Annotated in this window: 21 protein-coding genes; 13 read left to right on the forward strand and 8 right to left on the reverse strand. The window is 65.0% G+C overall.

What is annotated here, in order from left to right; translation table 11 throughout:
• Positions 1-86 precede the first annotated feature (86 nt).
• The 3 genes from betC to GWQ44_RS05525 all read left to right on the forward strand — a co-directional run bounded on the left by betC (position 87) and on the right by GWQ44_RS05525 (position 4230).
• The gene (gene betC / locus GWQ44_RS05515; RefSeq protein WP_275926825.1) at positions 87-1601 is read left to right on the forward strand and encodes a choline-sulfatase; all 1515 of its coding nucleotides are present in this window, start codon (positions 87-89) and stop codon (positions 1599-1601) included.
• A gap of 15 nt (positions 1602-1616) precedes the next feature.
• Positions 1617-2534, forward strand: coding sequence for a choline ABC transporter substrate-binding protein (choX, locus tag GWQ44_RS05520; protein ID WP_275926826.1), 918 nt, complete (start codon positions 1617-1619; stop codon positions 2532-2534).
• Positions 2535-2661: 127 nt separating this feature from the next.
• Positions 2662-4230, forward strand: a complete 1569-nt coding sequence (locus tag GWQ44_RS05525) for a SulP family inorganic anion transporter (RefSeq protein ID WP_275926827.1) — start codon at positions 2662-2664, stop codon at positions 4228-4230.
• A 174-nt stretch (positions 4231-4404) separates the two neighbouring features.
• On the opposite strand, the gene aroE is transcribed toward GWQ44_RS05525, so the two are convergent.
• Together aroE and hemF are read right to left on the reverse strand one after the other, a co-directional pair.
• Positions 4405-5226 (reverse strand): shikimate dehydrogenase, encoded by an 822-nt coding sequence (aroE, locus tag GWQ44_RS05530; RefSeq protein WP_275926828.1) that lies wholly within the window; start codon positions 5224-5226, stop codon positions 4405-4407.
• A 95-nt stretch (positions 5227-5321) separates the two neighbouring features.
• The gene (gene hemF, locus GWQ44_RS05535; RefSeq protein WP_016965147.1) at positions 5322-6239 is read right to left on the reverse strand and encodes an oxygen-dependent coproporphyrinogen oxidase; all 918 of its coding nucleotides are present in this window, start codon (positions 6237-6239) and stop codon (positions 5322-5324) included.
• 167 nt (positions 6240-6406) lie between these two features.
• On the opposite strand from hemF, the gene GWQ44_RS05540 reads away from it, so the two are divergent.
• On the forward strand, positions 6407-7384 hold the full coding sequence (locus tag GWQ44_RS05540; RefSeq protein WP_016965148.1) for an NADPH:quinone reductase: 978 nt from the start codon (positions 6407-6409) through the stop codon (positions 7382-7384).
• 64 nt (positions 7385-7448) lie between these two features.
• Here GWQ44_RS05540 and GWQ44_RS05545 read toward each other — a convergent pair whose 3' ends face one another.
• Together GWQ44_RS05545 and dprA are read right to left on the reverse strand one after the other, a co-directional pair.
• Positions 7449-8006, reverse strand: coding sequence for an L-threonylcarbamoyladenylate synthase (locus GWQ44_RS05545; protein WP_016965149.1), 558 nt, complete (start codon positions 8004-8006; stop codon positions 7449-7451).
• A gap of 94 nt (positions 8007-8100) precedes the next feature.
• Entirely contained in the window at positions 8101-9213 is a 1113-nt protein-coding gene (gene dprA, locus GWQ44_RS05550) for a DNA-processing protein DprA (RefSeq protein WP_275926829.1), read from the reverse strand.
• A gap of 399 nt (positions 9214-9612) precedes the next feature.
• On the opposite strand from dprA, the gene def reads away from it, so the two are divergent.
• The 5 genes from def (at position 9613) to GWQ44_RS05575 (ending at position 14266) form a co-directional block, all read left to right on the forward strand.
• A complete protein-coding gene (gene def, locus GWQ44_RS05555) occupies positions 9613-10119 on the forward strand; it encodes a peptide deformylase (protein ID WP_016963401.1) in 507 nt (168 codons plus the stop codon).
• A 69-nt stretch (positions 10120-10188) separates the two neighbouring features.
• Positions 10189-11148 carry a methionyl-tRNA formyltransferase gene (gene fmt, locus GWQ44_RS05560; protein WP_016963400.1) on the forward strand — a complete coding sequence of 320 codons (960 nt, stop codon included), beginning with the start codon at positions 10189-10191 and terminating at the stop codon, positions 11146-11148.
• Entirely contained in the window at positions 11145-12470 is a 1326-nt protein-coding gene (gene rsmB / locus GWQ44_RS05565) for a 16S rRNA (cytosine(967)-C(5))-methyltransferase RsmB (RefSeq protein WP_103740851.1), read from the forward strand. The genes fmt and rsmB overlap by 4 nt, the downstream gene beginning before the upstream one ends.
• 22 nt (positions 12471-12492) lie before the next feature.
• Complete coding sequence (gene trkA, locus GWQ44_RS05570) at positions 12493-13866, forward strand: Trk system potassium transporter TrkA (protein WP_016963398.1); 1374 nt, start codon at positions 12493-12495, stop codon at positions 13864-13866.
• Positions 13867-13945: 79 nt separating this feature from the next.
• Complete coding sequence (locus GWQ44_RS05575; RefSeq protein WP_161799198.1) at positions 13946-14266, forward strand: tetratricopeptide repeat protein; 321 nt, start codon at positions 13946-13948, stop codon at positions 14264-14266.
• Between the two features lie 8 nt (positions 14267-14274).
• Here GWQ44_RS05575 and GWQ44_RS05580 read toward each other — a convergent pair whose 3' ends face one another.
• The 3 genes from GWQ44_RS05580 to tag form a co-directional block, all read right to left on the reverse strand.
• Positions 14275-14514 carry a PilZ domain-containing protein gene (locus tag GWQ44_RS05580; RefSeq protein ID WP_016963396.1) on the reverse strand — a complete coding sequence of 80 codons (240 nt, stop codon included), beginning with the start codon at positions 14512-14514 and terminating at the stop codon, positions 14275-14277.
• Positions 14515-14586: 72 nt separating this feature from the next.
• Positions 14587-15474, reverse strand: a complete 888-nt coding sequence (locus GWQ44_RS05585; protein ID WP_047306735.1) for a lysophospholipid acyltransferase — start codon at positions 15472-15474, stop codon at positions 14587-14589.
• Between the two features lie 44 nt (positions 15475-15518).
• Positions 15519-16082: a DNA-3-methyladenine glycosylase I gene (tag, locus tag GWQ44_RS05590; RefSeq protein WP_016963389.1), complete on the reverse strand. Its 564-nt coding sequence runs from the start codon at positions 16080-16082 to the stop codon at positions 15519-15521.
• A gap of 81 nt (positions 16083-16163) precedes the next feature.
• On the opposite strand from tag, the gene glyQ reads away from it, so the two are divergent.
• The 4 genes from glyQ (at position 16164) to GWQ44_RS05610 (ending at position 20572) form a co-directional block, all read left to right on the forward strand.
• Positions 16164-17117, forward strand: a complete 954-nt coding sequence (gene glyQ, locus GWQ44_RS05595) for a glycine--tRNA ligase subunit alpha (protein ID WP_003177094.1) — start codon at positions 16164-16166, stop codon at positions 17115-17117.
• On the forward strand, positions 17114-19168 hold the full coding sequence (glyS, locus tag GWQ44_RS05600) for a glycine--tRNA ligase subunit beta (protein WP_275926830.1): 2055 nt from the start codon (positions 17114-17116) through the stop codon (positions 19166-19168). The genes glyQ and glyS overlap by 4 nt, the downstream gene beginning before the upstream one ends.
• A gap of 17 nt (positions 19169-19185) precedes the next feature.
• Positions 19186-19719, forward strand: coding sequence for a D-glycero-beta-D-manno-heptose 1,7-bisphosphate 7-phosphatase (gene gmhB, locus GWQ44_RS05605; RefSeq protein ID WP_016963392.1), 534 nt, complete (start codon positions 19186-19188; stop codon positions 19717-19719).
• An 82-nt stretch (positions 19720-19801) separates the two neighbouring features.
• The gene (locus GWQ44_RS05610; RefSeq protein WP_016963393.1) at positions 19802-20572 is read left to right on the forward strand and encodes a lysophospholipid acyltransferase family protein; all 771 of its coding nucleotides are present in this window, start codon (positions 19802-19804) and stop codon (positions 20570-20572) included.
• 181 nt (positions 20573-20753) lie between these two features.
• On the opposite strand, the gene GWQ44_RS05615 is transcribed toward GWQ44_RS05610, so the two are convergent.
• Positions 20754-23072, reverse strand: a complete 2319-nt coding sequence (locus GWQ44_RS05615) for a CHASE2 and HATPase_c domain-containing protein (protein WP_275926831.1) — start codon at positions 23070-23072, stop codon at positions 20754-20756.
• Positions 23073-23081: the final 9 nt, after the last annotated feature.

A 23081-nucleotide genomic window follows, 5' to 3' on the forward strand; every position in this document is an offset into this window, starting at 1 on the left:
GCATGGGCTTTACCGCCAAAGACATGGAATCCATGCTCGATCGCAGCACTTTCGCATAACCATCGACTATGGAATGCCGCGAATCCATGAAGCGCAAGAACATTCTTTTCATCATGGCCGACCAGATGGCCGCGCCCTTGCTGCCGTTCTACGGTTCATCACCGATCAAGCTGCCGCACCTGAGCCGTCTGGCTGCCCAGGGCGTGGTATTCGATGCCGCCTACTGCAACAGCCCGCTGTGCGCGCCGTCGCGCTTTACCCTGGTCAGCGGGCAGTTGCCGAGCAGGATCGGCGCCTATGACAACGCCGCGGACTTTCCCGCCGACGTGCCCACCTACGCCCACTACCTGCGGCGCCTGGGCTACCGCACCGCGCTGTCGGGCAAGATGCACTTCTGCGGCCCGGATCAGTTGCACGGTTATGAAGAGCGCCTGACCACCGACATCTACCCCGCCGACTACGGCTGGGCGGTGAACTGGGATGAGCCCGAGGTGCGTCCCAGCTGGTACCACAACATGTCCTCGGTGCTGCAGGCCGGGCCCTGCGTGCGCACCAACCAGCTGGATTTCGATGAAGAGGTGGTGTTCAAGGCCCAGCAGTACCTGTTCGACCATGTGCGCGAAGCCGGCGACCAGCCGTTCTGCCTCACCGTGTCCATGACCCACCCCCACGATCCCTACACCATTCCGAAGGCCTTCTGGGACCTGTACCGCGACGAGGAAATCCCACTGCCCCAGACCCCACCGCAGAGCGAACTGGATCCGCATTCCCAGCGCCTGCTCAAGGTCTACGACCTGTGGGACAAACCGCTGCCTGTGGATAAGATCCGCGACGCGCGGCGGGCCTACTTCGGCGCCTGCAGCTATATCGACAGCAACGTCGGCAAGCTGCTGCAGACCCTGGAAGACACCGGGCTGGCAGACGACACCCTGATCGTGTTTTCCGGCGACCACGGCGACATGCTCGGCGAGCGCGGCCTCTGGTACAAAATGCACTGGTTCGAAATGGCCGCCCGGGTGCCGCTGTTGATCTGCGCACCGGGGCAGTTCGCCGCCGGGCGAGTCGGCGCGGCAGTCTCCACCGCCGACTTGCTGCCGACCCTGGTGGAACTGGCCGGCGGCCGGGTGGAAGCGAACCTGCCCCTGGACGGCCGCTCCCTGGTCCCCCATTTGCTGGGGCAGGGCGGCCACGATGAAGTCTTTGGCGAATACATGGCCGAAGGCACCATCAGCCCGCTGATGATGATTCGCCGGGGCGCCTACAAATTCATCTACAGCGAAGACGACCCGTGCCTGCTCTTCGATGTCGCCAACGACCCTCAGGAACACCGCGACCTCAGCCAGTCGCCCGAGCATCGCGCGCTGTTCGACGCCTTCCTCGCCGAGGCCCGGGCCAAGTGGGACATCCCGGCCATTCACCAACAGGTCCTGGCCAGCCAGCGCCGCCGCCGCCTGGTGGCCGACGCCCTGAACCGGGGCACGCGCAAGAGCTGGGATCACCAGCCGCTGGTCGACGCCAGTGCGCAATACATGCGCAACCACATCGACCTCGACGATCTGGAGCGCAAGGCGCGTTATCCACAACCCTGCCAATACCAATAATCCAAGGGGAAGAGCATGCAAAAGTTATCCACAGCGCTGGCGGTCGGGTTCCTGGCTCTGGGCAGCACAACCGTCTGGGCCGACTCGTGCGCAACCGTGAAGATGGCCGATCCGGGCTGGAGCGACATCGCCGCCACCAACGCCATCGCCAGCTTTCTACTGGACGGCATGGGCTACAAGGCCAAGATCGACACCCTGGCGGTGCCGATCATCTACGGCGGGCTCAAGGACGGTCAGGTGGATGTGTTCCTGGGCAACTGGATGCCGGCGCAGCAGGGTTTCCATGACAAGTTCGTGGCCAATGGCGAGGTGATCCAGTTGGCGAAAAACCTGGAAGGCACCGAGTTCACCCTGGCGGTTCCGGACTACGTGTGGAACGCCGGGGTGCATGACTTTGCCGACCTGAGCAAGTTCGCCGACAAGTTCGACAAGAAGCTCTACGGCATCGGTTCCGGCGCCCCGGCCAACCTGTCGCTGCAGGAAATCATCAAGCACAACCAGTTCAACCTCGGCCAGTGGAAGCTGATCGAATCCAGCGAACAGGCGATGCTCGCCGAAGTGTCCCGGGCCACGAAAAAGCAGCGCTTCATCACCTTCCTCGGCTGGACCCCGCACCCGATGAACGTGCAGTTGAACATGCGTTACCTGACCGGGGGCGAGCAGTACTTCGGCGCCAGCGGCAGCGTCTACACCCTGACCCGCAAAGGTTATGCACAGGCCTGCCCGAACGTCGGCAAGCTCCTTACCAATCTGCGGTTCACCCAGGACATGGAGAACGCCATCATGGCCGAGGTGGTGAACAACAAGGTCAGCAACGCCGACGCCGCCAAGGCCTGGATCAAGGCCAACCCGGCGGTGCTGGAGCAGTGGCTGGAAGGGGTCCGGACCATTGATGACCAAGAGGCCCTGGCGGCGGTGAAGGGCAAGTTGTAGCCCGAGGTGCGCCGTCCATTCGCCGGCAAGCCGGCTCCTACGGGATGAGGGGCCGGCCTCGCCACATGCCCAAGACGGGACAATGCTTTACCCTGGCCCCCCTGAATCCAACCACCCGTGAGGAACCATGGCCTGGCCCAACCGCCATTCACTCCTGCCTTTCCTCGGCTGGCTGCCACGGCAGACCCGGGCCAGCGTGGGCCGGGATCTACTGGTGGGCCTCAGTGGCGCGATTCTCGCTCTGCCGCAATCCATCGCCTATGCGCTGATCGCCGGCTTGCCACCGGAGTACGGGCTGTACGCGGCCATAGTCCCGGTGCTGATCGCCTGCCTCTGGGGCTCGTCCTGGCACCTGATCTGCGGGCCCACGGCAGCGATCTCCATTGTTCTGTATGCCAGCGTCAGCCCTCTGGCGGTGCCGGCATCCGAGGACTACATCACCCTGATCCTGCTGCTGACCCTGCTGGCCGGGGTCTTCCAGTGGTTGTTGGGGCTGCTGCGCTTCGGCGCCCTGGTGAACTTCGTCTCGCATTCGGTGGTGCTGGGCTTCACCCTCGGCGCCGCGGTGGTGATTGCCCTGGGGCAATTGCCCAACCTGCTGGGCCTGGAGCTGCCGAACCAGGCCACCGCCCTCAATAGCCTGAGCTTGCTGCTGGAACATCTGGACGCTGTGGACAAGCCCTCGCTGTTGCTGGGGCTGGGCACTCTGATCGTCGGCCTCGGCCTGAAGCTGCTGGCGCCACGCTGGCCCAGCCTGTTGCTCAGCCTGGTCCTCAGTGCACTGGTGGTCTGGCTGCTGCCGGGGGTGTTCGGGCACGTCAAATTGGTCAGCGCCTTCGTGGGCCGGCTACCGCCCTTGAGCCCGTTGCCACTGGACCTGGATCTGGTCCTGCGGCTGCTGCCCAGTGCCGTGGCGGTGGGCATGCTGGGGCTGGTGACCAGCCTGTCGATTGCCCGCTCGCTGTCGGTACGTTCGGAACAACTGCTCGACGCCAACCAGGAAGTCCGCGCCCAGGGCCTGTCGAACATGGTCGGGGCGTTTTTCTCCGGCTACCTGTCCTCCGGCTCCTTCACTCGCTCGGGCCTGAGCTACGAAGCCGGCGCCCGCTCGCCCCTGGCCGGGGTGTTCTCGGCGCTGTGGGTGGCGCTGTTCGCGGTGGCCGGCGCCGGGTTGATCGCCCACATCCCGATTCCGGCCATGGCCGGCAGCATCCTGCTGATCTGCTGGGGGCTGGTGGACCACCGGGGCATCCGTGACCTGTTCCGGGTCAGCCGCGCCGAATTTGTGGTGATGAGCCTGACCTGCGTCGCCACCTTGCTCCTGGAGCTGCAGACGGCGATCTATGCCGGGGTCCTGGCGTCGCTGTTCTTCTACCTCAAGCGCACCTCCCAGCCACGGGTGCAGCACTCCAGCGAGGGCGATGCAGACATCCTGCGGGTCGGCGGCTCGATCTTCTTTGGCGCCAGTCATTACCTGCAAGTGCGCATGCAACGCTGCCACGCGCCCAGGCTGGTGATCGACGCCCGGCAGATCAACTTCATCGACTATTCGGGGGTGGCGATGCTGCATCAGGAGGCGCGCCGGCTGAAACGCCAGGGCCGCAGCCTGACCCTGCGCCGGGCGCGGCAGACGGTGAAAGAGGAGTTGATCAAGCTCGAAGGCGCGGCGCACTGCCCGATCCACTTCGAAGACTGATCCCAAGCGTTGAGGGAGACACCTGCTGTGGCGAGCGAGCTTGCTCGCGCTGGCTTGCGCAGCAAGCCCAAGGCCGGTTTCCCGGTTCGGCCTGTTGCTGCGCGATAGCCGGTTTACGACCGCTGCGCGCCCGAGCGGGAGCAAGCTCCCTCGCCACACATGATCTTCAGGGGTTTACAGGGCCAACTGGCGGCGCAGTTCGGCCAGCACCGGGGCGCTGTCCGGGCGCACGCCGCGCCACAGGAAGAAGGCTTCCGCCGCCTGCTCGGCCAGCATGCCCAGGCCATCCAGCACCAGCGCCGCGCCATGTTCACTGGCCCAGCGGCAGAACGGCGTCGGCTCCTTGCCGTACATCATGTCGTAGCACACCGTTTTGCCCGGCTCGATCAGGCTGCCGGCAATCGGCGGCAGTTCACCCGACAGGCTGGCGGAGGTGGCGTTGATGATCAGGTCCACCGACTCCTGCAGCCAGTCGAAACCGCTGGCCGACACCGGGCCCAGGTCGGCAAAGAGTTCCGCCAGCCGCTCGGCCTTTTCCACGGTTCGGTTGGCGATCACCACCGAGGCCGGTTGCTGCGCCAGCAACGGCTCCAGGGCCCCGCGCACGGCGCCCCCGGCGCCCAAAAGGAGAATGCGCTTGCCCTTGAGGCTGACCCCGGCGTTGACCGTCAGGTCGCGTACCAGTCCGGCGCCGTCGGTGTTGTCTCCCAGCAGAGTGCTGTCGGCCTGCTTGCTCAGGGTGTTCACCGCGCCGGCCCGCTGGGCGCGCTCGGTCAGGCTGTCGCACAGGCGATAGGCGTCTTCCTTGAACGGTACGGTGACGTTGGCACCGCGGCCCTGGGTGAAGAAGTGGCGGGCAGCCCCGGCGAAATCGTCCAGGGGCGCCAGCAGGGTGTGGTATTCCAGCTGTTGGCCGGTCTGCTGGGCGAACAGCCGGTGGATCAAGGGTGATTTGCTGTGGCCAATCGGATTACCAAAGACAACGTACTGATCCATCTCTCATCCCATTTGCTCAACACACAGGGGTAGGAGCCGCGTCCGCCTTGAAGGCCGTTTCGCCGGCAAGCCGGCTCCTACACGGTGGGGGTGGGTTAGTGGCTGGCCGCCAGCCAGTCGCGGTCCTGCAGGAAGTACTCGGTCAGGCGTGCTTCTTCGGTGCCCGGCTCGGCCTTCCAGTCATAGCCCCAGCGCACTTGCGGCGGCAGCGACATGAGGATCGATTCGGTACGCCCGCCCGATTGCAGGCCGAACAGGGTGCCACGGTCGTAGACCAGGTTGAACTCCACGTAGCGGCCCCGGCGGAACTCCTGGAATTCGCGCTGCTGGGCGGTGTAGGCCGCAGCCTTGCGGCGCTGGACGATGGGCAGGTAGGCCTCGATATAGGCATCGCCGATGGCACGCATGAAGGCGAAGCAGGTGTCGAAGTCCCACTCGTTCAAGTCGTCGAAGAACAGGCCGCCGATGCCCCGGGGTTCGTTGCGGTGCTTGAGGTGGAAGTAGCTGTCGCACCAGGCCTTGTAGCGCGGATAGACGTCCGGGCCGAAAGGCGCGCAGGCGCGTTCGGCGACCCGGTGCCAGTGCACGCAGTCTTCTTCATTGCCGTAGTAGGGGGTCAGGTCGAAGCCACCGCCGAACCACCAGACCGGTTCTTCACCTTCCTTCTCGGCAATGAAGAAGCGCACGTTGGCGTGGGACGTCGGCACATGGGGGTTGTGCGGGTGGATCACCAGGGACACGCCCAGGGCCTCGAACCCGCGACCGGCCAGTTCCGGACGATGGGCGCTGGCCGAAGGTGGCAGGCCGCTGCCGAACACATGGGAGAAGTTGACCCCGCCCTTTTCGATCACTGCACCGCCACCGATCACCCGGGTGCGTCCGCCGCCGCCGGCAGGCCGGGTCCAGGCATCCTCGATGAAGCGCGCGCCGCCGTCTTCGGTTTCCAGGGCAGTGCAAATACGGTCTTGCAGGTCGAGCAGGTAGGCTTTTACGGCCTCGGTGCGGGTAGTCATGGCATCACCTTGAATCGGGCAAAGCTAGGCGGCGCCAGGGATGAAACCAGGGCCGGCGCAAATGGGCGCGTAGCATAACACCGCACCGTGTTCGGTCGCAGTTGACGAAGGTCAAGCAGAGGAGTCCGATAGACCCCTTTCAGGCGACGACCAAGGAGTGAGTGCAGATGGCCAAACGTATCCAGTTCCGGGCCCATGGCGGCCCCGAAGTACTCGAGTATGTGGATTTCCAGCCCGCCGATCCGGGTCCGCAGCAGGTTCGCGTCAGCAACCAGGCCATCGGCCTGAACTTCATCGATACCTATTTCCGCAGCGGCCTGTACGCACCACCGGCGCTGCCGTCGGGCCTGGGCGCCGAAGGGGCCGGGGTGGTGGAAGCCGTGGGCAGCGCGGTGACCCGCTTCAAGGTCGGCGATCGGGTGGCCTACGGCAGCGGCCCACTGGGCGCCTACAGCGATGTGCACGTGTTGCCGGAAGCCAACCTGGTGCACCTGCCGGATGCCATCAGCTTCGAACAGGCGGCCGGGGTGATGCTCAAGGGCCTGACCGTGCAGTACCTGCTGCGTCAGACCTATGAACTCAAGGGTGGCGAAACCGTACTGTTTCACGCGGCCGCCGGTGGCGTCGGCTCCCTGGCCTGCCAGTGGGCCAAGGCCCTCGGGGTGAAACTGATCGGCACCGTCAGCTCGCCGGAAAAAGCCGCCATCGCCAAGGCCCTGGGGGCCTGGGAAACCATCGACTACAGCCATGAAGATGTGGCCCAGCGGGTGCTGGAACTGACCGATGGCAAGAAGTGCCCGGTGGTGTACGACGGCGTGGGCAAGGACACCTGGCTGACGTCCCTGGACTGCCTGGCCCCCCGTGGGCTGATGGTCAGCTTCGGCAATGCCTCGGGCGCGGTGGACGGGGTGAACCTGGGCATTCTGGCGGCCAAGGGCTCGCTGTATGTCACCCGGCCGACCCTGGCCAGCTACGCCAACAATGCCGAGAACCTGCAGCGCATGGCCGACGATCTGTTCGGCATGATCGCCAGCGGCAAGCTGAAAATCGAGATTGGCCAGCGCTTCGCCCTGGCGGATGCCGCCAAGGCGCATATCGAGCTGTCGGCGCGGCGTACTACCGGCTCGACCGTGCTGTTGCCTTAAGCGCTTTCGCCGGCCAGCCGGCTCCTACGATGATCTGTAGGAGCCGGCTGGCCGGCGAAGCGGTTCAGGAAGGCCGCACCACCCTGCCGGTGGCCAGATCGCGGATCAGGCTCGGGTTCTTGCGCCCGCCCAGGCTGCCGGTAAGCACCAGATCCAGCTGCCCGCGGAAGTACTGTTCGATGCGCAGCCGCGTGCGCGCCGCCGGCCGCCCCTGGGGATTGGCCGAGGTGGAAATCAGCGGTCCCACCAACGCGCACAGCTCACGCACCAGCGGATGGTCGCTGACCCGCAACGCCACCGTGTCATGCACCCCGGTGACCCACTCCGGCAGCAGGTTCTGATGGGGCACCAGCCAGGTGTTGGGACCCGGCCAGGTGCTGGACATGCGCTCGATCCAGGTGTCGGGGAAATCCTCGAAGAGAAAGTCGAACTGGTGGATGTTGTCGGCGATCAGAATCAGGCCCTTGTCCACCGAGCGTGACTTGATCGCCAACAGGCGATCCACTGCCTCTTCGTTCCACGGATCGCACCCCAAGCCCCAGACCGCTTCGGTTGGGTAGGCAATCACCGCCCCTGCGCGAATCTCTCGTGCGGCTTGTTGCACACGCCAACTGCTGACCATTGCCGAACCTCCAGATAAAAGCTGTGCGCAGTTTACCGATCCTGCCTATAAAACCTAGGGCCTGTTGCCGTTTGGCGACAGGTCGCAACAGCCCTCACATCGAGCCCGAACGAGCCAGCCAACGGCCGTTTTCATTGACCGCCAGGCCGTCGATCTCCAACTCGCTCAAAGCCGCTAGCACCCGGGGCAGGGGCCAGCCGCTTTCCAGCGCCAGGGCCTCGCTGGTGTGGGGCGCGGCCAGGAGCAAGGCCAGCAGCGGATGCCCGGCGGTTGTGGCGGGCAAGGCGGCCGGCGGCGCCACGTGCTGCCAGCCCCTGAGGGTTTCGAGAATGTGCTGCACGCTTTCCACCAGCACCGCGCCGTCACGGATCAGCTGGTGACAGCCCCGGGCACCGGGGTGGTGGATGGAACCGGGTATGGCGTACACCTCGCGGCCCTGTTCCGCCGCCAGGCGGGCGGTGATCAGGGAACCGCTGGCCACGCTGGCTTCCACCACCAGCACGCCGAGGGACAGGCCGCTGATGATCCGGTTGCGCCGGGGGAAGTGCTCCGCACGCGGACCGGTGTCCAGGGCGAACTCGGAAACCACCGCGCTGCCCTGGTCGATCATCGCCTGGGCCAAGGCTCGGTGACGCTGTGGATAACAATTTTCCAGGCCGGTGCCCAGCACCCCCACCGTGTGCCCGCCAACGTCCAGCGCCGCCTGATGCGCGGCGCCATCGATGCCCAGGGCCAGGCCGCTGGTGATCACGAATCCGGCCGCGGCCAGGCTGCGGGAAAACGCCGCCGCAGTGTCCAGTCCCGGGCGCGAAGCACGGCGGCTGCCCACCATCGCCAGCTGCGGCCGTTCCAGGATCGAAGGGTCGCCAGCGACGAACAACAGCGGCGGCGCATCCTCCAACTGGGCCAGCAAGGCCGGGTAGCCGGGCTGGTCCCACATCAGCAAATGCTGGGCCTGGTTGTCTATCCAGGCCAGGGCACGCCGGGCGCCCTCGCGCACTTCGACGCTGCGCCGGGCATCGCTACAGGCGGCCGGCAGGCCCAGGGCATGCCAGGCAGCGGCCGGTGCGCTGAGGGCTTTGGCCGCTGAACCGAAGGCCTGGAGCAGGCGCTGAAAACGCCTGGGCCCCAGACCGGGCAGGCCATGCAAACGTAAACGGGCTTCCAGTTCCGCAGGGGAAATGGCGCCACTGATCGAGTGCGACATGGATCATCCTTGATCGTCATCGGTCCGGTCGGAGCCGGAACAAGCTGTGGATAAGTCTGTTGGTAACTTGTTGAGGAAAGGTTTCCTGCCGCGCCAGGAAGATGCCCTGCCGGAGTCGGTCTTGCTCTGCCCAACCCCCCGTGCAGCCAACCGCAAGCACGCCAATCAGGCCTGGCGCAGCCGCTTGCAGGTCCGACCGATGGCGGTCCAGCCCAATGGCAGCAGGGCGAACAGACATTTCCTCAGGGGCTGAATCCCTTTATTATGTGCGCTCGCGTAAAACGCCAGAGCCTGCGCGGCTCGCTCCCTTGCAGAGCACGTTTTGCATCGGCGGCCCAGGTCCAGGACCTGTCAGGGCGCCGACTCCGCCCTTACTTCACACGTGTAGCAATTACGCTTATGGCCATTTTAAACATCCTCGAATTCCCTGATCCGCGCCTGCGCACTATCGCCAAACCCGTGGCCGTAGTGGACGACGAAGTGCGTCAGTTGGTCGACGACATGTTTGAAACAATGTATGAGGCCCCAGGCATCGGTCTGGCGGCGACCCAGGTCAACGTGCACAAACGCATCGTGGTCATGGACCTGTCCGAAGACCGCAGCGAGCCACGGGTGTTCATCAACCCCGAATTCGAAGCCCTGACCGACGAGATGGACCAGTATCAGGAAGGCTGCCTGTCGGTGCCGGGTTTCTATGAAAACGTCGATCGTCCGCAGCGGGTCAAGATCAAGGCCCTGGACCGCGACGGCCAGCCCTATGAACTGATCGCCGAGGGCTTGCTGGCGGTGTGCATCCAGCACGAATGCGACCACCTCAACGGCAAGTTGTTCGTCGATTACCTGTCCACGCTCAAGCGTGACCGGATCAAGAAGAAGCTGGAAAAGCAGCATCGCCAGCAGGCTTGATGACCGTCTTGCAAAGGCTTGCTACGGCAAGCCTTTTTCTTTTCCGCATGTTTAACATCGAGAATTCCCATGACTGAGCCATTGCGCATCGTCTTTGCCGGCACCCCCGAATTCGCCGCCGAACACCTCAAGGCCCTGCTCGACAGCCCTTACCAGATCGTCGCGGTCTACACCCAGCCGGACCGCCCGGCCGGTCGTGGGCAGAAGCTGATGCCCAGCCCGGTCAAGCAACTGGCCGTGGAACACCAGATCCCGGTGCTGCAACCGCCTACCCTGCGCAACGCCGAAGCCCAGGCCGAACTGGCGGCGCTCAAGCCGGACCTGATGGTGGTGGTGGCCTACGGCCTGATCCTGCCCCAGGTGGTGCTGGATATCCCGCGCCTGGGCTGCATCAACAGCCACGCCTCGCTGCTGCCGCGCTGGCGCGGTGCGGCGCCGATCCAGCGCGCCGTAGAAGCCGGTGACGCGCAAAGCGGGGTGACCGTGATGCGCATGGAAGCCGGCCTGGACACCGGGCCGATGCTGCTCAAGGTCAGCACCCCGATCAGCGCCCAGGACACCGGCGGCAGCCTGCACGACCGCCTGGCCGAGCTGGGCCCGCCGGCAGTGCTGCAAGCCATCGAAGGCCTGGCCGCCGGCACCCTGCAAGGCGAAGTCCAGGACGACAGCCTGGCCACCTACGCCCACAAGCTGAACAAGGACGAGGCGCGCATCGACTGGAACCGCCCGGCCGTGGAGCTGGAGCGCCTGGTCCGGGCCTTCAACCCCTGGCCGATCTGCCACAGCACGCTCAATGGCGAAGCCCTGAAAGTCCTGGCCGCCACCCTGGCCGAAGGCCGTGGCGCCCCGGGCGAGATCCTCGGCGCCAGCAAGGACGGGCTGATCGTCGCCTGCGCTGAGCAGGCGCTGTGCCTGACCCGCCTGCAACTGCCCGGCGGCAAGGCGCTGAATTTCAGCGACCTGTTCAACAGCCGCCGCGAGAAATTCGCCCTCGGCACCGTCCTCGGCCAAGCGGCGGACGCCCAATGAACCCGCGCCTGGCCGCCGCCAAGGCCCTGACCGCGGTCCTCAACGGCAAGGCCTCGCTCAACAGCTCGCTGCCGATCCAGCTGGACAAGGTCGAGGTCCGTGATCGCGGCTTCACCCAGGACCTGGCCTTCGGCACCGCGCGCTGGCAGCCGCGGCTGTCGGCGCTGGCGGCCAAGCTGCTGCAGAAGCCGTTCAAGGCCGCCGATGCCGATGTCGAGGCGCTGCTGCTGGTGGGCCTGTATCAACTGCTCTACACCCGGGTGCCGGCCCACGCCGCCATCGGCGAAACCGTGGGTTGCGCCGACAAACTGAAAAAGCCCTGGGCCAAGGCCCTGCTCAACGCCGTGCTGCGCCGCGCCCAGCGTGAAAGCGAGGCCCTGCTGGCCGAGCTGGAACACGACCCGGTGGTGCGCACCGCCCACCCGCGCTGGCTGCAAAAGTCCCTCAAGGCCTTCTGGCCCGAGCACTGGGAAGCCATCTGCGCCGCCAACAACGCCCACCCGCCGATGATCCTGCGGGTCAATCGCCGACATCATGCGCGAGACGCCTACCTGAAGCTGCTGAGCGCAGCGGGAGTGGCGGCCAAGGCCTGCGTCTACAGCCAGGACGGCATCGTCCTCGACGCAGCCGGCGACGTTCGCAGCCTGCCGGGCTTTGCCGAAGGCTGGATCAGCGTGCAGGACGAAGCCGCGCAACTGGCCGCCGAGCTGCTGGAGCTGGCGCCAGGGCAGCGGGTGCTGGACGCCTGCTGCGCGCCGGGGGGCAAGACCTGCCACATCCTCGAAGTGCAGCCGGAGCTGGCCGGCGTGGTGGCGGTGGACCTGGAAGCCAAGCGCCTGGTGCGGGTGCGGGAAAACCTCGACCGCCTGAAGCTCGATGCCCAGCTGATTGCCGCCGACGGCCGCGACACCCAGGCCTGGTGGGACGGCCAGCCGTTCCAGCGGATCCTGCTGGACGCGCCGTGCTCGGCAACCGGTGTGATCCGTCGCCACCCGGACATCAAGCTGACCCGCCAGCCGGAAGACATCGCCGCCCTGGCGCAGCTGCAAGGCGAACTGCTGGACGCCCTGTGGCAGACCCTGGAAGTGGGCGGCATCCTGCTCTACGCCACCTGCTCGACCCTGCCGACCGAGAACACCGAAGTCATCGAGGCGTTCCTCGGCCGAACCCCGGGCGCCCGTGAATTGGACATCGGTGGCCAACTGGGGCAGCCTGCGGCCGGCCTCAAGCAGCCCCACGGACGCCAGTTGCTGGCGCAAGAGGGCGGCCACGACGGCTTCTACTACGCCAAGTTGATCAAGATCGCCGCCGCACGCGGCTAAACGGTTTTAAGGGAGTGACTGGATGAAAATCATCATCCTCGGCGCCGGGCAAGTGGGCGGCACACTGGCGGAACACCTGGCCAGCGAAGCCAACGACATCACCGTGGTCGACACCGACGGCGAACGCCTGCGCGGCCTCGGTGATCGCCTGGACATCCGCACCGTGCAAGGCCGCGGCTCCTTTCCCACAGTGCTGCGCCAGGCCGGAGCCGACGACGCCGACATGCTGGTGGCGGTGACCAACAGCGACGAAACCAACATGATCGCCTGCCAGGTCGCCCACACCCTGTTCAACACCCCGACCAAGATCGCCCGGGTGCGCGAAGCCGCCTACCTGACCCGCGCCGGGCTGTTCGACAACGACGCGATCCCGGTCGACGTACTGATCAGCCCCGAACAGGTGGTAACCAATTACATCAAGCGCCTGATCGAGCACCCTGGTGCCCTGCAAGTGATCGACTTCGCCGAAGGCAAGGCGCAACTGGTGGCCGTCAAGGCCTACTACGGCGGCCCGCTGGTGGGCCAGCAACTGCGCCAGCTGCGCGAGCACATGCCCAACGTCGATACCCGGGTGGCGGCAATCTTCCGGCGCGACCGGCCGATCATGCCCAAGGGCGACACGGTGATCGAGGCTGACGACGAGGTGTTCTTCATCGCCGCCAAGGCCCATATCCGCGCGGTGATGAGCGAGATGCGCCGCCTGGAAGAGTCCTACAAGCGCATCGTCATCGCCGGTGGCGGGCAGATCGGCGAGCGCCTGGCCGAGGCCATCGAAAGCCGCTATCAGGTGAAGATCATCGAGATGAACCCGGCCCGCTGCCGCTACCTGTCCGACACCCTGGACAGCACCGTGGTGCTGCAGGGCAGCGCTTCGGACCGCGACCTGCTACTGGAAGAGAACATCGCCGACGCCGACATCTTCCTGGCCCTGACCAACGACGACGAAGCCAACATCATGTCCTCGCTGCTGGCCAAGCGCCTGGGGGCGAAGAAGGTCATGACCATCATCAACAACCCGGCCTATGTCGACCTGATCCAGGGCGGCGACATCGACATCGCCATCAGCCCGCAACTGGCCACTATCGGCACTCTGCTGGCTCACGTGCGCCGCGGCGACATCGTCAGCGTGCACTCCCTGCGCCGTGGCGCGGCGGAAGCCATCGAGGCCATCGCCCACGGCGACGCCAAGTCGAGCAAGGTGATCGGCCGCGCCATCGAGAACATCGGCTTGCCGCCGGGCACCACCATCGGCGCGATCATTCGTGACGAAGAAGTGCTGATCGCCCACGACGATACGGTGATCGAAGCCGGCGACCACGTGATCCTGTTCCTTGTGGATAAAAAGCACATTCGCGACGTGGAGAAACTGTTCCACGTCGGCCTGAGCTTCTTCTGACCCGTAGGAGCCGGCTTGCCGGCGAAGGGCCCTTGAGCACGCATTCGCCGGCAAGCCGGCTGCTAGAGATGAGGTAATGGTGATGCTGGAATCCCTGGAAAAAATGCTCGCCAAGGGTGTGGATAACGCCCTGCTGCGCTTCGGCCTGGGCAAGGGTTACCTGGATCAGGGCGAGTTCGCCAAGGCCGCCGAGCACCTGCAACGCTGCGTGGGCTTCGATCCCAAGTATTCAGCGGCCTGGAAGCTGCTGGGCAAAGCCTGTCAGGGGCAGGGCGACCTTCAAGGGGCGCGCCAGGCCTGGGAGCAGGGGCTGGAAGCGGCCCGGGGCCACGGCGACAAGCAGGCGGAAAAGGAAATGACCGTGTTCATCAAGAAGCTCGAGCGCCAAGCCGGGGCCTGAGCGCCTGCTCACAGGTAGCGCAGGGCGATCCCTTCCGCGTCCGCCTGGACCACTTCCATGCGCACCCTGGGCGCCGCCGTCGGCAAGCCTTGCACCTGGCCGTAGACCACCGCGCCCTTGGGCAATTGCGCCAGGGCCGGGCTTTGCACGTAGACGCCACTGGCAGACAGGTTGCGCGTCTGCCCCAGGCATTCGCCAATGCTCTCGTGGGAAATCTTGATGCGAAACGACTTGCGGTGCTCGGACATCTTCTGCGCCCTTGTTGTGTGTGCTGTGGATAACGCCTGCACGAAGGTTATCCACAGATCGTGCCAGCGCTGTCAGTACCAGCGCGCCTCGCCCGGAGGGCGCTTCTTGAAGCGTTTCATGCTCCACATGTACTGGCTCGGATACGCCCCGACATAACGCTCGACCACCTTGCTCATGGCTGCGCAGGAGGTTTCGGTGTCGGTGCTGTACATCTCTTCCGGCGCCGCTTCGAGGATCACCTTGTAGCCCGAGCCATCGGGCAGGCGCAGGGCGTGGAGGAACACCCCCACCGCCTTGCCGCCGGCCAGCATGTTCGGCACGAACTTGCTGGTCAGGGCCTGGGTGGCGAAGAAGGGTACGAAGATCCCGGCGGATTCGGCCGGTTCCGGGTCGGCGGGAATGCCCACCGCACCGCCCTTGCGCACTTCCTTGATGACGCTGAGGATGCCTTCCTTGGTCGAGGCCGCCACGCGGTTGCCCAGTTGTACCCGCTGCTTGCGCAGCAGTTCGTCCACCGCCTTGAGCTTGGGCGGACGGTAGAAAATGATCGGTTTGCACTGGCTGCAATAGAAGTGGTTGAGCACTTCCCAGTTGCCCAGGTGGCTGGTGATGCCGACCACGCCCTTGCCCGAGGCCAGGGCGTCCTTGAGCACGTCCAGTCCCTCGACTTCGCGCACCAGGGCCAGGGAGCGCTCGGCCGGCCAGATCCAGGCGCAGGCGCTTTCGGTCAGGGACTTGCCGATGTCTTTCAGGCTCTGGCCCACCAGGCGCTCGCGCTCGGCGGGGTCCATCTGTGGAAAACACTTGGCCAGGTTGATGCGCACCACCTCGCGGGAGCGATTGGGGGTTTTCCACATGATCCAGCCGATGGCCGCGCCGACCGCCTGCACCGCGCGCCAGGGCAGCAGGGCAAACAACCGCAGAGCGCCCACCAGCAGGGCGCCTTTGAACTTATCCACAAATGACTCCTGATCTGTCGGTCATGAAGCGTGTCGCGAGCCGGCTATTCTAACCGCGCGTTGGCGAGGATGGCGTAGCGATCACAGTCGCGGGTGTGATCCATGACCATGCCCGAAGCCTGCATCAGCGCGTAGCAGATGGTCGGGCCGACGAAGGTGAAACCGGCTTTCTGCAGGCCGCGGCTCATGGCTTCGGCCTCCGGGGTCACGGCCGGCACTTGGCTGCGGTCGTTGAAATGATTGATCTTCGGCACGCCGCCGACGAAGGACCAGAGAAAGCCCACCGGGTCTTCCAGCTCCAGCCAGGCCTGGGCGTTGCGCCGGGCGGCATTGAGCTTGAGGCGGTTGCGGATGATGCCCGGGTCCTGCATCAGGTCTTCGATCTCGGCGTCGCTCATCTGCGCCACGCGCTGCACATCGAAGCCGAACAGCACCTGGCGATAGCGCTCGCGCTTCTTCAGCACGGTGATCCAGGACAGCCCGGCCTGGAACCCTTCGAGCAATAACAACTCGAACAGACGCTGCTCATCGCGCAGCGGCACGCCCCACTCCTGATCGTGATAAGCCATGTACAGCGGATCTTCGGAACACCAAAAGCAGCGTGGCATAAGGCTCCAGGGGGCGTGCGCAGGACTGAATCGGGTATACTCCCGCTCCTTAAATCGCAGCCCAAGTAACAGGTGAATTTCGTGAGCCAGCCTACGCCAGCCGTGCGTACCTTCCAAGACTTGATCCTCGCCCTCCAGCAGTACTGGGCCGAGCAAGGTTGTGTGGTACTTCAGCCCTACGATATGGAAGTAGGCGCCGGCACTTTCCACACCGCTACCTTCCTGCGGGCCATCGGCCCGGAAACCTGGAACGCCGCTTATGTGCAGCCCAGTCGTCGCCCGACTGACGGCCGCTACGGCGAGAACCCCAACCGCCTGCAGCACTACTATCAGTTCCAGGTGGTCTTGAAACCCAACCCGGAGAACTTCCAGGAGCTGTACCTGGGTTCCCTGAAGCACGTGGGCCTGGACCCGCTGGTGCACGACATCCGCTTCGTCGAGGACAACTGGGAATCGCCGACCCTGGGCGCCTGGGGCCTGGGCTGGGAAGTCTGGCTCAACGGCATGGAAGTGACTCAGTTCACCTACTTCCAGCAGGCCGGTGGCATCGAGTGCTACCCGGTGACCGGCGAGATCACCTACGGCCTGGAACGCCTGGCCATGTACCTGCAGGGCGTGGACTCGGTGTACGACCTGGTCTGGGCCGACGGCCCGTTCGGCAAGGTCACCTATGGCGATGTGTTCCACCAGAACGAAGTGGAGCAGTCGACCTACAACTTTGAACACGCCAACGTCGAGAAGCTGTTCGAACTGTTCGATTTCTACGAAAGCGAAGCCAAGCGCCTGATCGAGCTGGATCAGCCGCTGCCGCTGCCGAGCTATGAAATGGTCCTCAAGGCCTCGCACACCTTCAACCTGCTGGATGCACGCCGGGCGATCTCGGTGACTGCGCGTCAGCAGTACATCCTGCGTGTGCGCACCCTGGCGCGTTCCGTGGCGCAAGCCTACCTGCTGGCCCGGGCCAAGCTGGGCTTCCCCATGGCAACCCCGGACCTGCGTGATGAAGTGTTGGCTAAGTTGGAGGCGGCACAATGAGTGCGCAAGATTTTCTGGTTGAACTGGGCACTGAAGAACTGCCACCCAAAGCCCTGAACACCCTGGCCGAAGCCTTTCTGGCCGGCATCGAGAAAGGCCTGCAGAGCGCCGGCCTGAGCTTTCAGGCCAAGCACGTGTACGCCGCGCCACGGCGCCTGGCAGTGCTGATCACCCAGCTGGCCACCCAGCAGCCGGATCGCAGCATCAACCTCGATGGCCCGCCACGCCAGGCGGCGTTCGACGCTGAAGGCAACCCGACCCAGGCGGCCCTGGGCTTTGCCAAGAAGTGCGGCGTCGAACTCAGCGAGATCGACCAGAGCGGCCCGAAACTGCGCTACAGCCAGAGCATCAAGGGCAAGCCGACCGCCAGCCTGCTGCCGACCATCGTCGAAGATTCGCTGAACGACCTGCCGATTCCCAAGCGCATGCGCTGGGCCGCGCGCAAGGAAGAGTTCGTGCGTCCGACCCAATGGCTGGTGATGCTGCTGGGTGACGACGTCATCGACTGCACCATCCTCGCCCAGAAGGCCGGTCGCGACTCCCGTGGCCATCGCTTCCACCACCCGCAAAGCGTGCGCATCACCTCGCCGGCCAACTACCTGGCCGACCTGCGTGCCGCCTACGTGCTGGCCGACGCCAACGAGCGTCGCGAGCTGATCAGCAAGCGCACCGCGGAACTGGCCACCCTGCAGGAAGGCACGGCGATCGTCCCGGCGGACCTGCTGGACGAAGTCACCGCCCTGGTGGAATGGCCGGTGCCGCTGGTGTGTTCGTTCGAGGAGCGTTTCCTTGAAGTGCCCCAGGAAGCCCTGATCACCACCATGCAGGACAACCAGAAGTACTTCTGCCTGCTGGATGTGGACGGCAAGCTGCTGCCGCGCTTCATCACCGTGGCCAACATCGAGAGCAAGGACCCGCGCCAGATCATAGAGGGCAACGAGAAAGTCGTGCGCCCACGCCTGACCGACGCCGAGTTCTTCTTCAAGCAAGACAAGAAGCAGAAGCTCGAAGACTTCAACCTGCGCCTGCAGAACGTGGTCTTCCAGGAAAAACTCGGCAGCGTCTATGACAAGGCCGAGCGGGTTTCCAAGCTGGCCGCCTTCATCGCCCCGCGCATCGGCGGCGACGCCCAGCGCGCAGCCCGTGCCGGCCTGTTGTCCAAGTGCGACCTGGCCACCGAGATGGTCGGCGAGTTCCCGGAGATGCAAGGCATCGCCGGCTACTACTACGCCCTCAATGACGGCGAGCCGGAAGACGTGGCCCTGGCCCTCAACGAGCAGTACATGCCCCGTGGCGCCGGCGCCGAGCTGCCGAGCACCGTGACCGGTGCCGCCGTGGCCATCGCCGACAAGCTGGACACCCTGGTGGGGATCTTCGGCATCGGCATGCTGCCCACCGGTAGCAAGGACCCCTACGCCCTGCGTCGCGCGGCCCTGGGCGTGCTGCGGATCCTGATCGAGAAGAAATTCGACCTCGACCTGAACGACGCCGTGGCCTTCGCCGTCAGCGCCTTCGGCAGCAAGGTCAAGGCCGCCGGCCTGGCCGAGCAGGTGCTGGAGTTCATCTTCGATCGCCTGCGTGCCCGTTACGAAGACGAAGGCGTGGATGTGGCCACCTACCTCTCGGTACGTGCCCTGAAGCCGGGCTCGGCCCTGGACTTCGACCAGCGCGTGCAAGCCGTGCAGGCCTTCCGCAAGTTGCCGGAAGCCGCCGCCCTGGCCGCGGTGAACAAGCGCGTGTCGAACCTGCTGAGCAAGGTCGAAGGCAATGTGCCGACCACCGTCGAGGCCAAGTACTTCGACAACGCCAACGAGTTCTCCCTGTACTCGGCGATCCAGCAGGCCGACCAGGCAGTCCAGCCGATGGCCGCTGCCCGTCAGTACAGCGAAACCCTGGCTCGTCTGGCGGCCCTGCGCGAGCCGGTGGACGCCTTCTTCGAGGCGGTAATGGTCAATGCCGAGGACGCCAAGGTGCGGGCCAACCGCTATGCGCTGCTGGCGCGGCTGCGGGGCCTGTTCCTGGGCGTGGCGGACATTTCGGTACTGAGCTGATCAGGTAAGGAAAGGCTGTGAAACTGCTGATACTCGACCGGGACGGCGTGATCAATCACGACTCCGACGCCTACATCAAATCGGTGCAGGAGTGGATTCCAATCCCCGGCGCGATCGAAGCCATTGCGCAGTTGAGCAAGGCCGGCTGGACGGTGGCGGTCGCCACCAACCAGTCCGGCATCGCTCGCGGCTACTACGATCTGGCCACCCTCGACGCCATGCACGCGCGCCTGCGCGAGCTGGTGGCGGAGCAGGGTGGCGAGGTCGGGCTGATCGTCTATTGTCCCCATGGCCCCGACGAAGGGTGCGCCTGTCGCAAACCGAAACCGGGCATGCTGCAAACCATTGCCAAGCATTACCAGGCAGAACTGACAGGCCTGTGGTTTGTCGGTGACAGTCTCGGTGACCTGGAAGCCGCAAAAGCCGTCGACTCTCAGCCAGTATTGGTAAAGACCGGGAAAGGCGAAAAGACCCTGGGGAAAACCCTGCCGGTAGGCACCTTGATTTTTGACGACCTGGCGGCCGTTGCCGCTGAACTTATCCACAATTAGGCCCCTTCTGGCATCCTGACCAAGGACTGTTCGGGAGAGCGCTTTTTAACAGGCGGGCATGCCCGCAATGGTAAATGCCGCTATGTCGATCCTGCAGGCCATCAGAACCTTCTTCTTTTACCTGCTGTTGGGTACCAGTGCCTTGCTGTGGTGCTCGCTGAGCTTTTTTATCGCGCCGTTCCTGCCTTTCAAGGCGCGCTACCGCTTTATCAATGTCTACTGGTGTCGCTGCGCGCTTTGGCTGACCAAGGTATTTCTGAACATTCGCGTGGAAGTGCAGGGTGCAGAAAACGTCCCCGAGCGGCCGTGCGTGATCGTCTCCAATCACCAGAGCACCTGGGAGACGTTCTTCCTCTCGGCCTATTTCGAGCCTTTGAGCCAGGTCCTCAAGCGTGAGTTGCTGTATGTGCCGTTCTTCGGCTGGGCCATGGCCATGCTGCGGCCCATCGCCATCGACCGCGACAACCCCAAGGCCGCGCTCAAGCAAGTGGCGAGCAAGGGCGACGAACTGCTCAAGGACAATGTCTGGGTGCTGATCTTTCCGGAAGGCACCCGCGTGCCCTATGGCACCGTCGGCAAGTTCTCCCGCAGTGGCAGCGCCCTGGCGGTGAACGCCGACCTGCCGGTGCTGCCAGTGGCCCACAACGCCGGCAAGTTCTGGCCGAAGACCGGCTGGGCCAAGCGCCCGGGCACCATCACCGTGACCATTGGCGCGCCGATGTACGCCGAAGGCAGCGGACCGCGAGCCATTGCCGAGCTCAATGACCGGGTGGCGGCCTGGAATGAACAGGCCCAGCGGGATATGGGCTCATTGCCACCATTGGCCACTTCCACGGATAAGGTTGCTGTATGAGCTTCTGTGGATAACCTGTGTACGACTTTTCTCACAGCGGCGGAAATCGACCTATAAATCACTGATTTATATGCATATTTCCCAAGCTCATAAAATGTGGAAAAACGTGCATAAGTTTTTCCGACACAAAAAAAACCGGCCTCGATGCCGGTTTTTTTTCGCCCGCTCAATCCCACCGGCTTCAGTCCTGCAATAAAGGCAGCTCAAGGATGAAACAGGAGCCCTGGCCGACCTCGCTGCGACAGCTGATCCGCCCCTGATGCCGGTCCACTACCGCCTTGACCATGGACAGACCCAGGCCCAGGCCATCGATGCCCTGGGCCGAGGCAAAGCGCTGGTACTGGCCAAACAGCTGGGGCAGGTCCGCCGGGGCAATCCCCTGGCCCTGATCGGCGATCTCGCAGCGCAGCCAGCCCTCGGCACAGCTCACCGCAACCTGGACCGTGGAACCTGGCGGGCTGTACTTGATGGCGTTCTCCAGCAGGTTGAACAAGGCCCGGGTCAGCAGCGACTGGTCCGCCAGGACCATGCCCTCATGGTCTTCATCCAGGTCATGCAGCAGGCGGATTTGCTTCAACTGGGCCAGGGTGGTGGCCTGGTCGAAGGCATCCAGCACCAGCATGGCAAACATGCTCGGGGCGAACTGATAGGCCTCCGACTCGGCCTTGGCCAATTGCACGAAGGCCTCGGTCAGCCCCAGGGCCCGGCGCACCTGCTGCTCGATCTGGCTGTAGACCTGCCTGGGCGGCGAGGGCTGGCGGCCCTGCACATCCAGCAGCGCGAGGATCGCCGAGTGCGGCGCGCGCAGATCGTGGGACAGAAAGCGCAACAGCACGCCACGCTGCTGCTCGGCGTCTCGCTCGACGCTGAGGTCGGTGAGGCTCAATAACCAGCCGATGGCGTTGTCGCTGTCCACCGGTAGCAGGGGCGCCAGTTCCATGCGCAGGCTGCGCTGCCGGACGTCGCGAAACTCCAGGGCCGGCAACTGCTCCAGGCTCGGGTACGCTGCCACGTCCGTCAGGCCCGGGTAGCCCAGGGCGGCCAACTGCGCAAGCAAGGGCTGCCCCACCAGGGAATGGGCGAACACGTCCCGGGCATTGCGGTTGGCCAGCAGAATCCTGCCGTCCGGATCACTGATCAGGGTCGCCACCGGCAGGTACTCCAGGCCGTCGGCGATAAAGCGCCGGGTATCCCGGGTCCGGCTCAGGGCCTGTTCCAGGGCAACGATCTGCCCTTGCAGCACATCACCGACGGGGGTCTGGCTACGACGGCGCTCCGGCAACACCTTGGGCTCGTTGTCCAGGCGCTCCAGCTCCCAGCCGAAATAGGCCAGGATCACGCTCAGCCGTCGCCAGTTCCAGATCAGGTACGCCAGCAGCATGCCCAGCAGGCTGGCCACCGGCGACCACCAGTAGCCCAAGCGCAGCATCAGCACCGACCCCAACAGGGCCAGGACCATGCAGCCCAGGGTTATCCACAAGGCGTGGCGCGGACGCCAGAGCAACAACCCGAGCAAGGCGGCGGTCAGGGCCATGGACAACAGCATCCCCGGCCACTGGCCCAGGGCGACGATACTGCGATGCTGCAACAGGCCGTTGAGCAGGTTGGCCTGGATCTCCACCCCGGGGGTGGTGCCCTGGCTGCCGGATTGCGGGGTGACGTAACGGTCGCCCAGCCCCGGTGCGGTGGACCCCACCAGGATCAGCCGGTCACGCAGCAACTCGGCCGGCACCTCGCCACGCAGCACGCTGACATAGGGCACGCTGGGAAAGCCCGCCGCCTTGTCGATAAAGGCAATACGTACAGGGTTGGCCCGCAGCCAGCCCCTGGTGATCTGCGCCGTCCCGGAGCCCGGCATCAGCGACGACAGCGGATCGGCTTCGGTGAGCTGGTAGAGCAACCAGGTCAGTTGCGCCCGCGGCGCCTGCTGCGGACCTTCGCGCAGGTAGACACTGCGCACGGTGCCGTCGGCATCCGCCTCTGCGTTGATATGCCCGAGCCCCCGGGCACAGTGGCGCAGCACCGGCACCGGAGGGATCTCCTGCAGATCCTGGCCATAGCGAGCGACACCTTCGCGCAGCACCGGCAGGAACACCGTGCCGGCGCGACACAGGGCGGCGGCCAACTGCGTGTCGTTTTCCACGGTGCTGCCGGGCTCGCTGAGGATCACATCGAACAGCACGCCTTTGACCTTGGCCTCCGTCAGCCGGTCCAGCAACTGTCCATGCAGCGCCCGGGGCCAGGGCCAGCGGCCCAGTTGCTGCAAGCTGTAGTCGTCGATGGTCACCAACAGGATGCGCGGGTCTACCGGCGGCGGGGTAAAACGTCGCAGGTGGTCATAGAACAGGTTGTTCAACGCCAGGCCGTGGCTCAGGGACAGCAAGGCCGTCAGGGGCAGAAGTATCAGGCCGACCCACAACCATTCACGTACCAGGCGGCGAAACAGGCGCTGGGCCTGGGTCGGTTCACGGCCGTCGGTCCTTTGCTGGCCGAGACTCATCGGCGGCCC

The organism is Pseudomonas sp. 3MA1, from assembly GCF_029237275.1.
GTDB lineage: Bacteria > Pseudomonadota > Gammaproteobacteria > Pseudomonadales > Pseudomonadaceae > Aquipseudomonas > Aquipseudomonas fluorescens_AP.

Excerpts from the sequence above, each read along its gene's own strand:
- rsmB (WP_103740851.1), top strand. The coding sequence starts at position 11,145 with ATGAACCCGCGCCTGGCCGCCGCCAAGGCCCTGACCGCGGTCCTCAAC.
- tag (WP_016963389.1), bottom strand. The coding sequence starts at position 16,082 with ATGCCACGCTGCTTTTGGTGTTCCGAAGATCCGCTGTACATGGCTTAT.
- GWQ44_RS05540 (WP_016965148.1), top strand. The coding sequence starts at position 6,407 with ATGGCCAAACGTATCCAGTTCCGGGCCCATGGCGGCCCCGAAGTACTC.
- GWQ44_RS05580 (WP_016963396.1), bottom strand. The coding sequence starts at position 14,514 with ATGTCCGAGCACCGCAAGTCGTTTCGCATCAAGATTTCCCACGAGAGC.
- dprA (WP_275926829.1), bottom strand. The coding sequence starts at position 9,213 with ATGTCGCACTCGATCAGTGGCGCCATTTCCCCTGCGGAACTGGAAGCC.
- GWQ44_RS05610 (WP_016963393.1), top strand. The coding sequence starts at position 19,802 with ATGTCGATCCTGCAGGCCATCAGAACCTTCTTCTTTTACCTGCTGTTG.
- fmt (WP_016963400.1), top strand. The coding sequence starts at position 10,189 with ATGACTGAGCCATTGCGCATCGTCTTTGCCGGCACCCCCGAATTCGCC.
- choX (WP_275926826.1), top strand. The coding sequence starts at position 1,617 with ATGCAAAAGTTATCCACAGCGCTGGCGGTCGGGTTCCTGGCTCTGGGC.
- glyS (WP_275926830.1), top strand. The coding sequence starts at position 17,114 with ATGAGTGCGCAAGATTTTCTGGTTGAACTGGGCACTGAAGAACTGCCA.
- hemF (WP_016965147.1), bottom strand. The coding sequence starts at position 6,239 with ATGACTACCCGCACCGAGGCCGTAAAAGCCTACCTGCTCGACCTGCAA.
- aroE (WP_275926828.1), bottom strand. The coding sequence starts at position 5,226 with ATGGATCAGTACGTTGTCTTTGGTAATCCGATTGGCCACAGCAAATCA.
- GWQ44_RS05525 (WP_275926827.1), top strand. The coding sequence starts at position 2,662 with ATGGCCTGGCCCAACCGCCATTCACTCCTGCCTTTCCTCGGCTGGCTG.
- GWQ44_RS05545 (WP_016965149.1), bottom strand. The coding sequence starts at position 8,006 with ATGGTCAGCAGTTGGCGTGTGCAACAAGCCGCACGAGAGATTCGCGCA.
- GWQ44_RS05615 (WP_275926831.1), bottom strand. The coding sequence starts at position 23,072 with ATGAGTCTCGGCCAGCAAAGGACCGACGGCCGTGAACCGACCCAGGCC.
- betC (WP_275926825.1), top strand. The coding sequence starts at position 87 with ATGAAGCGCAAGAACATTCTTTTCATCATGGCCGACCAGATGGCCGCG.
- def (WP_016963401.1), top strand. The coding sequence starts at position 9,613 with ATGGCCATTTTAAACATCCTCGAATTCCCTGATCCGCGCCTGCGCACT.
- trkA (WP_016963398.1), top strand. The coding sequence starts at position 12,493 with ATGAAAATCATCATCCTCGGCGCCGGGCAAGTGGGCGGCACACTGGCG.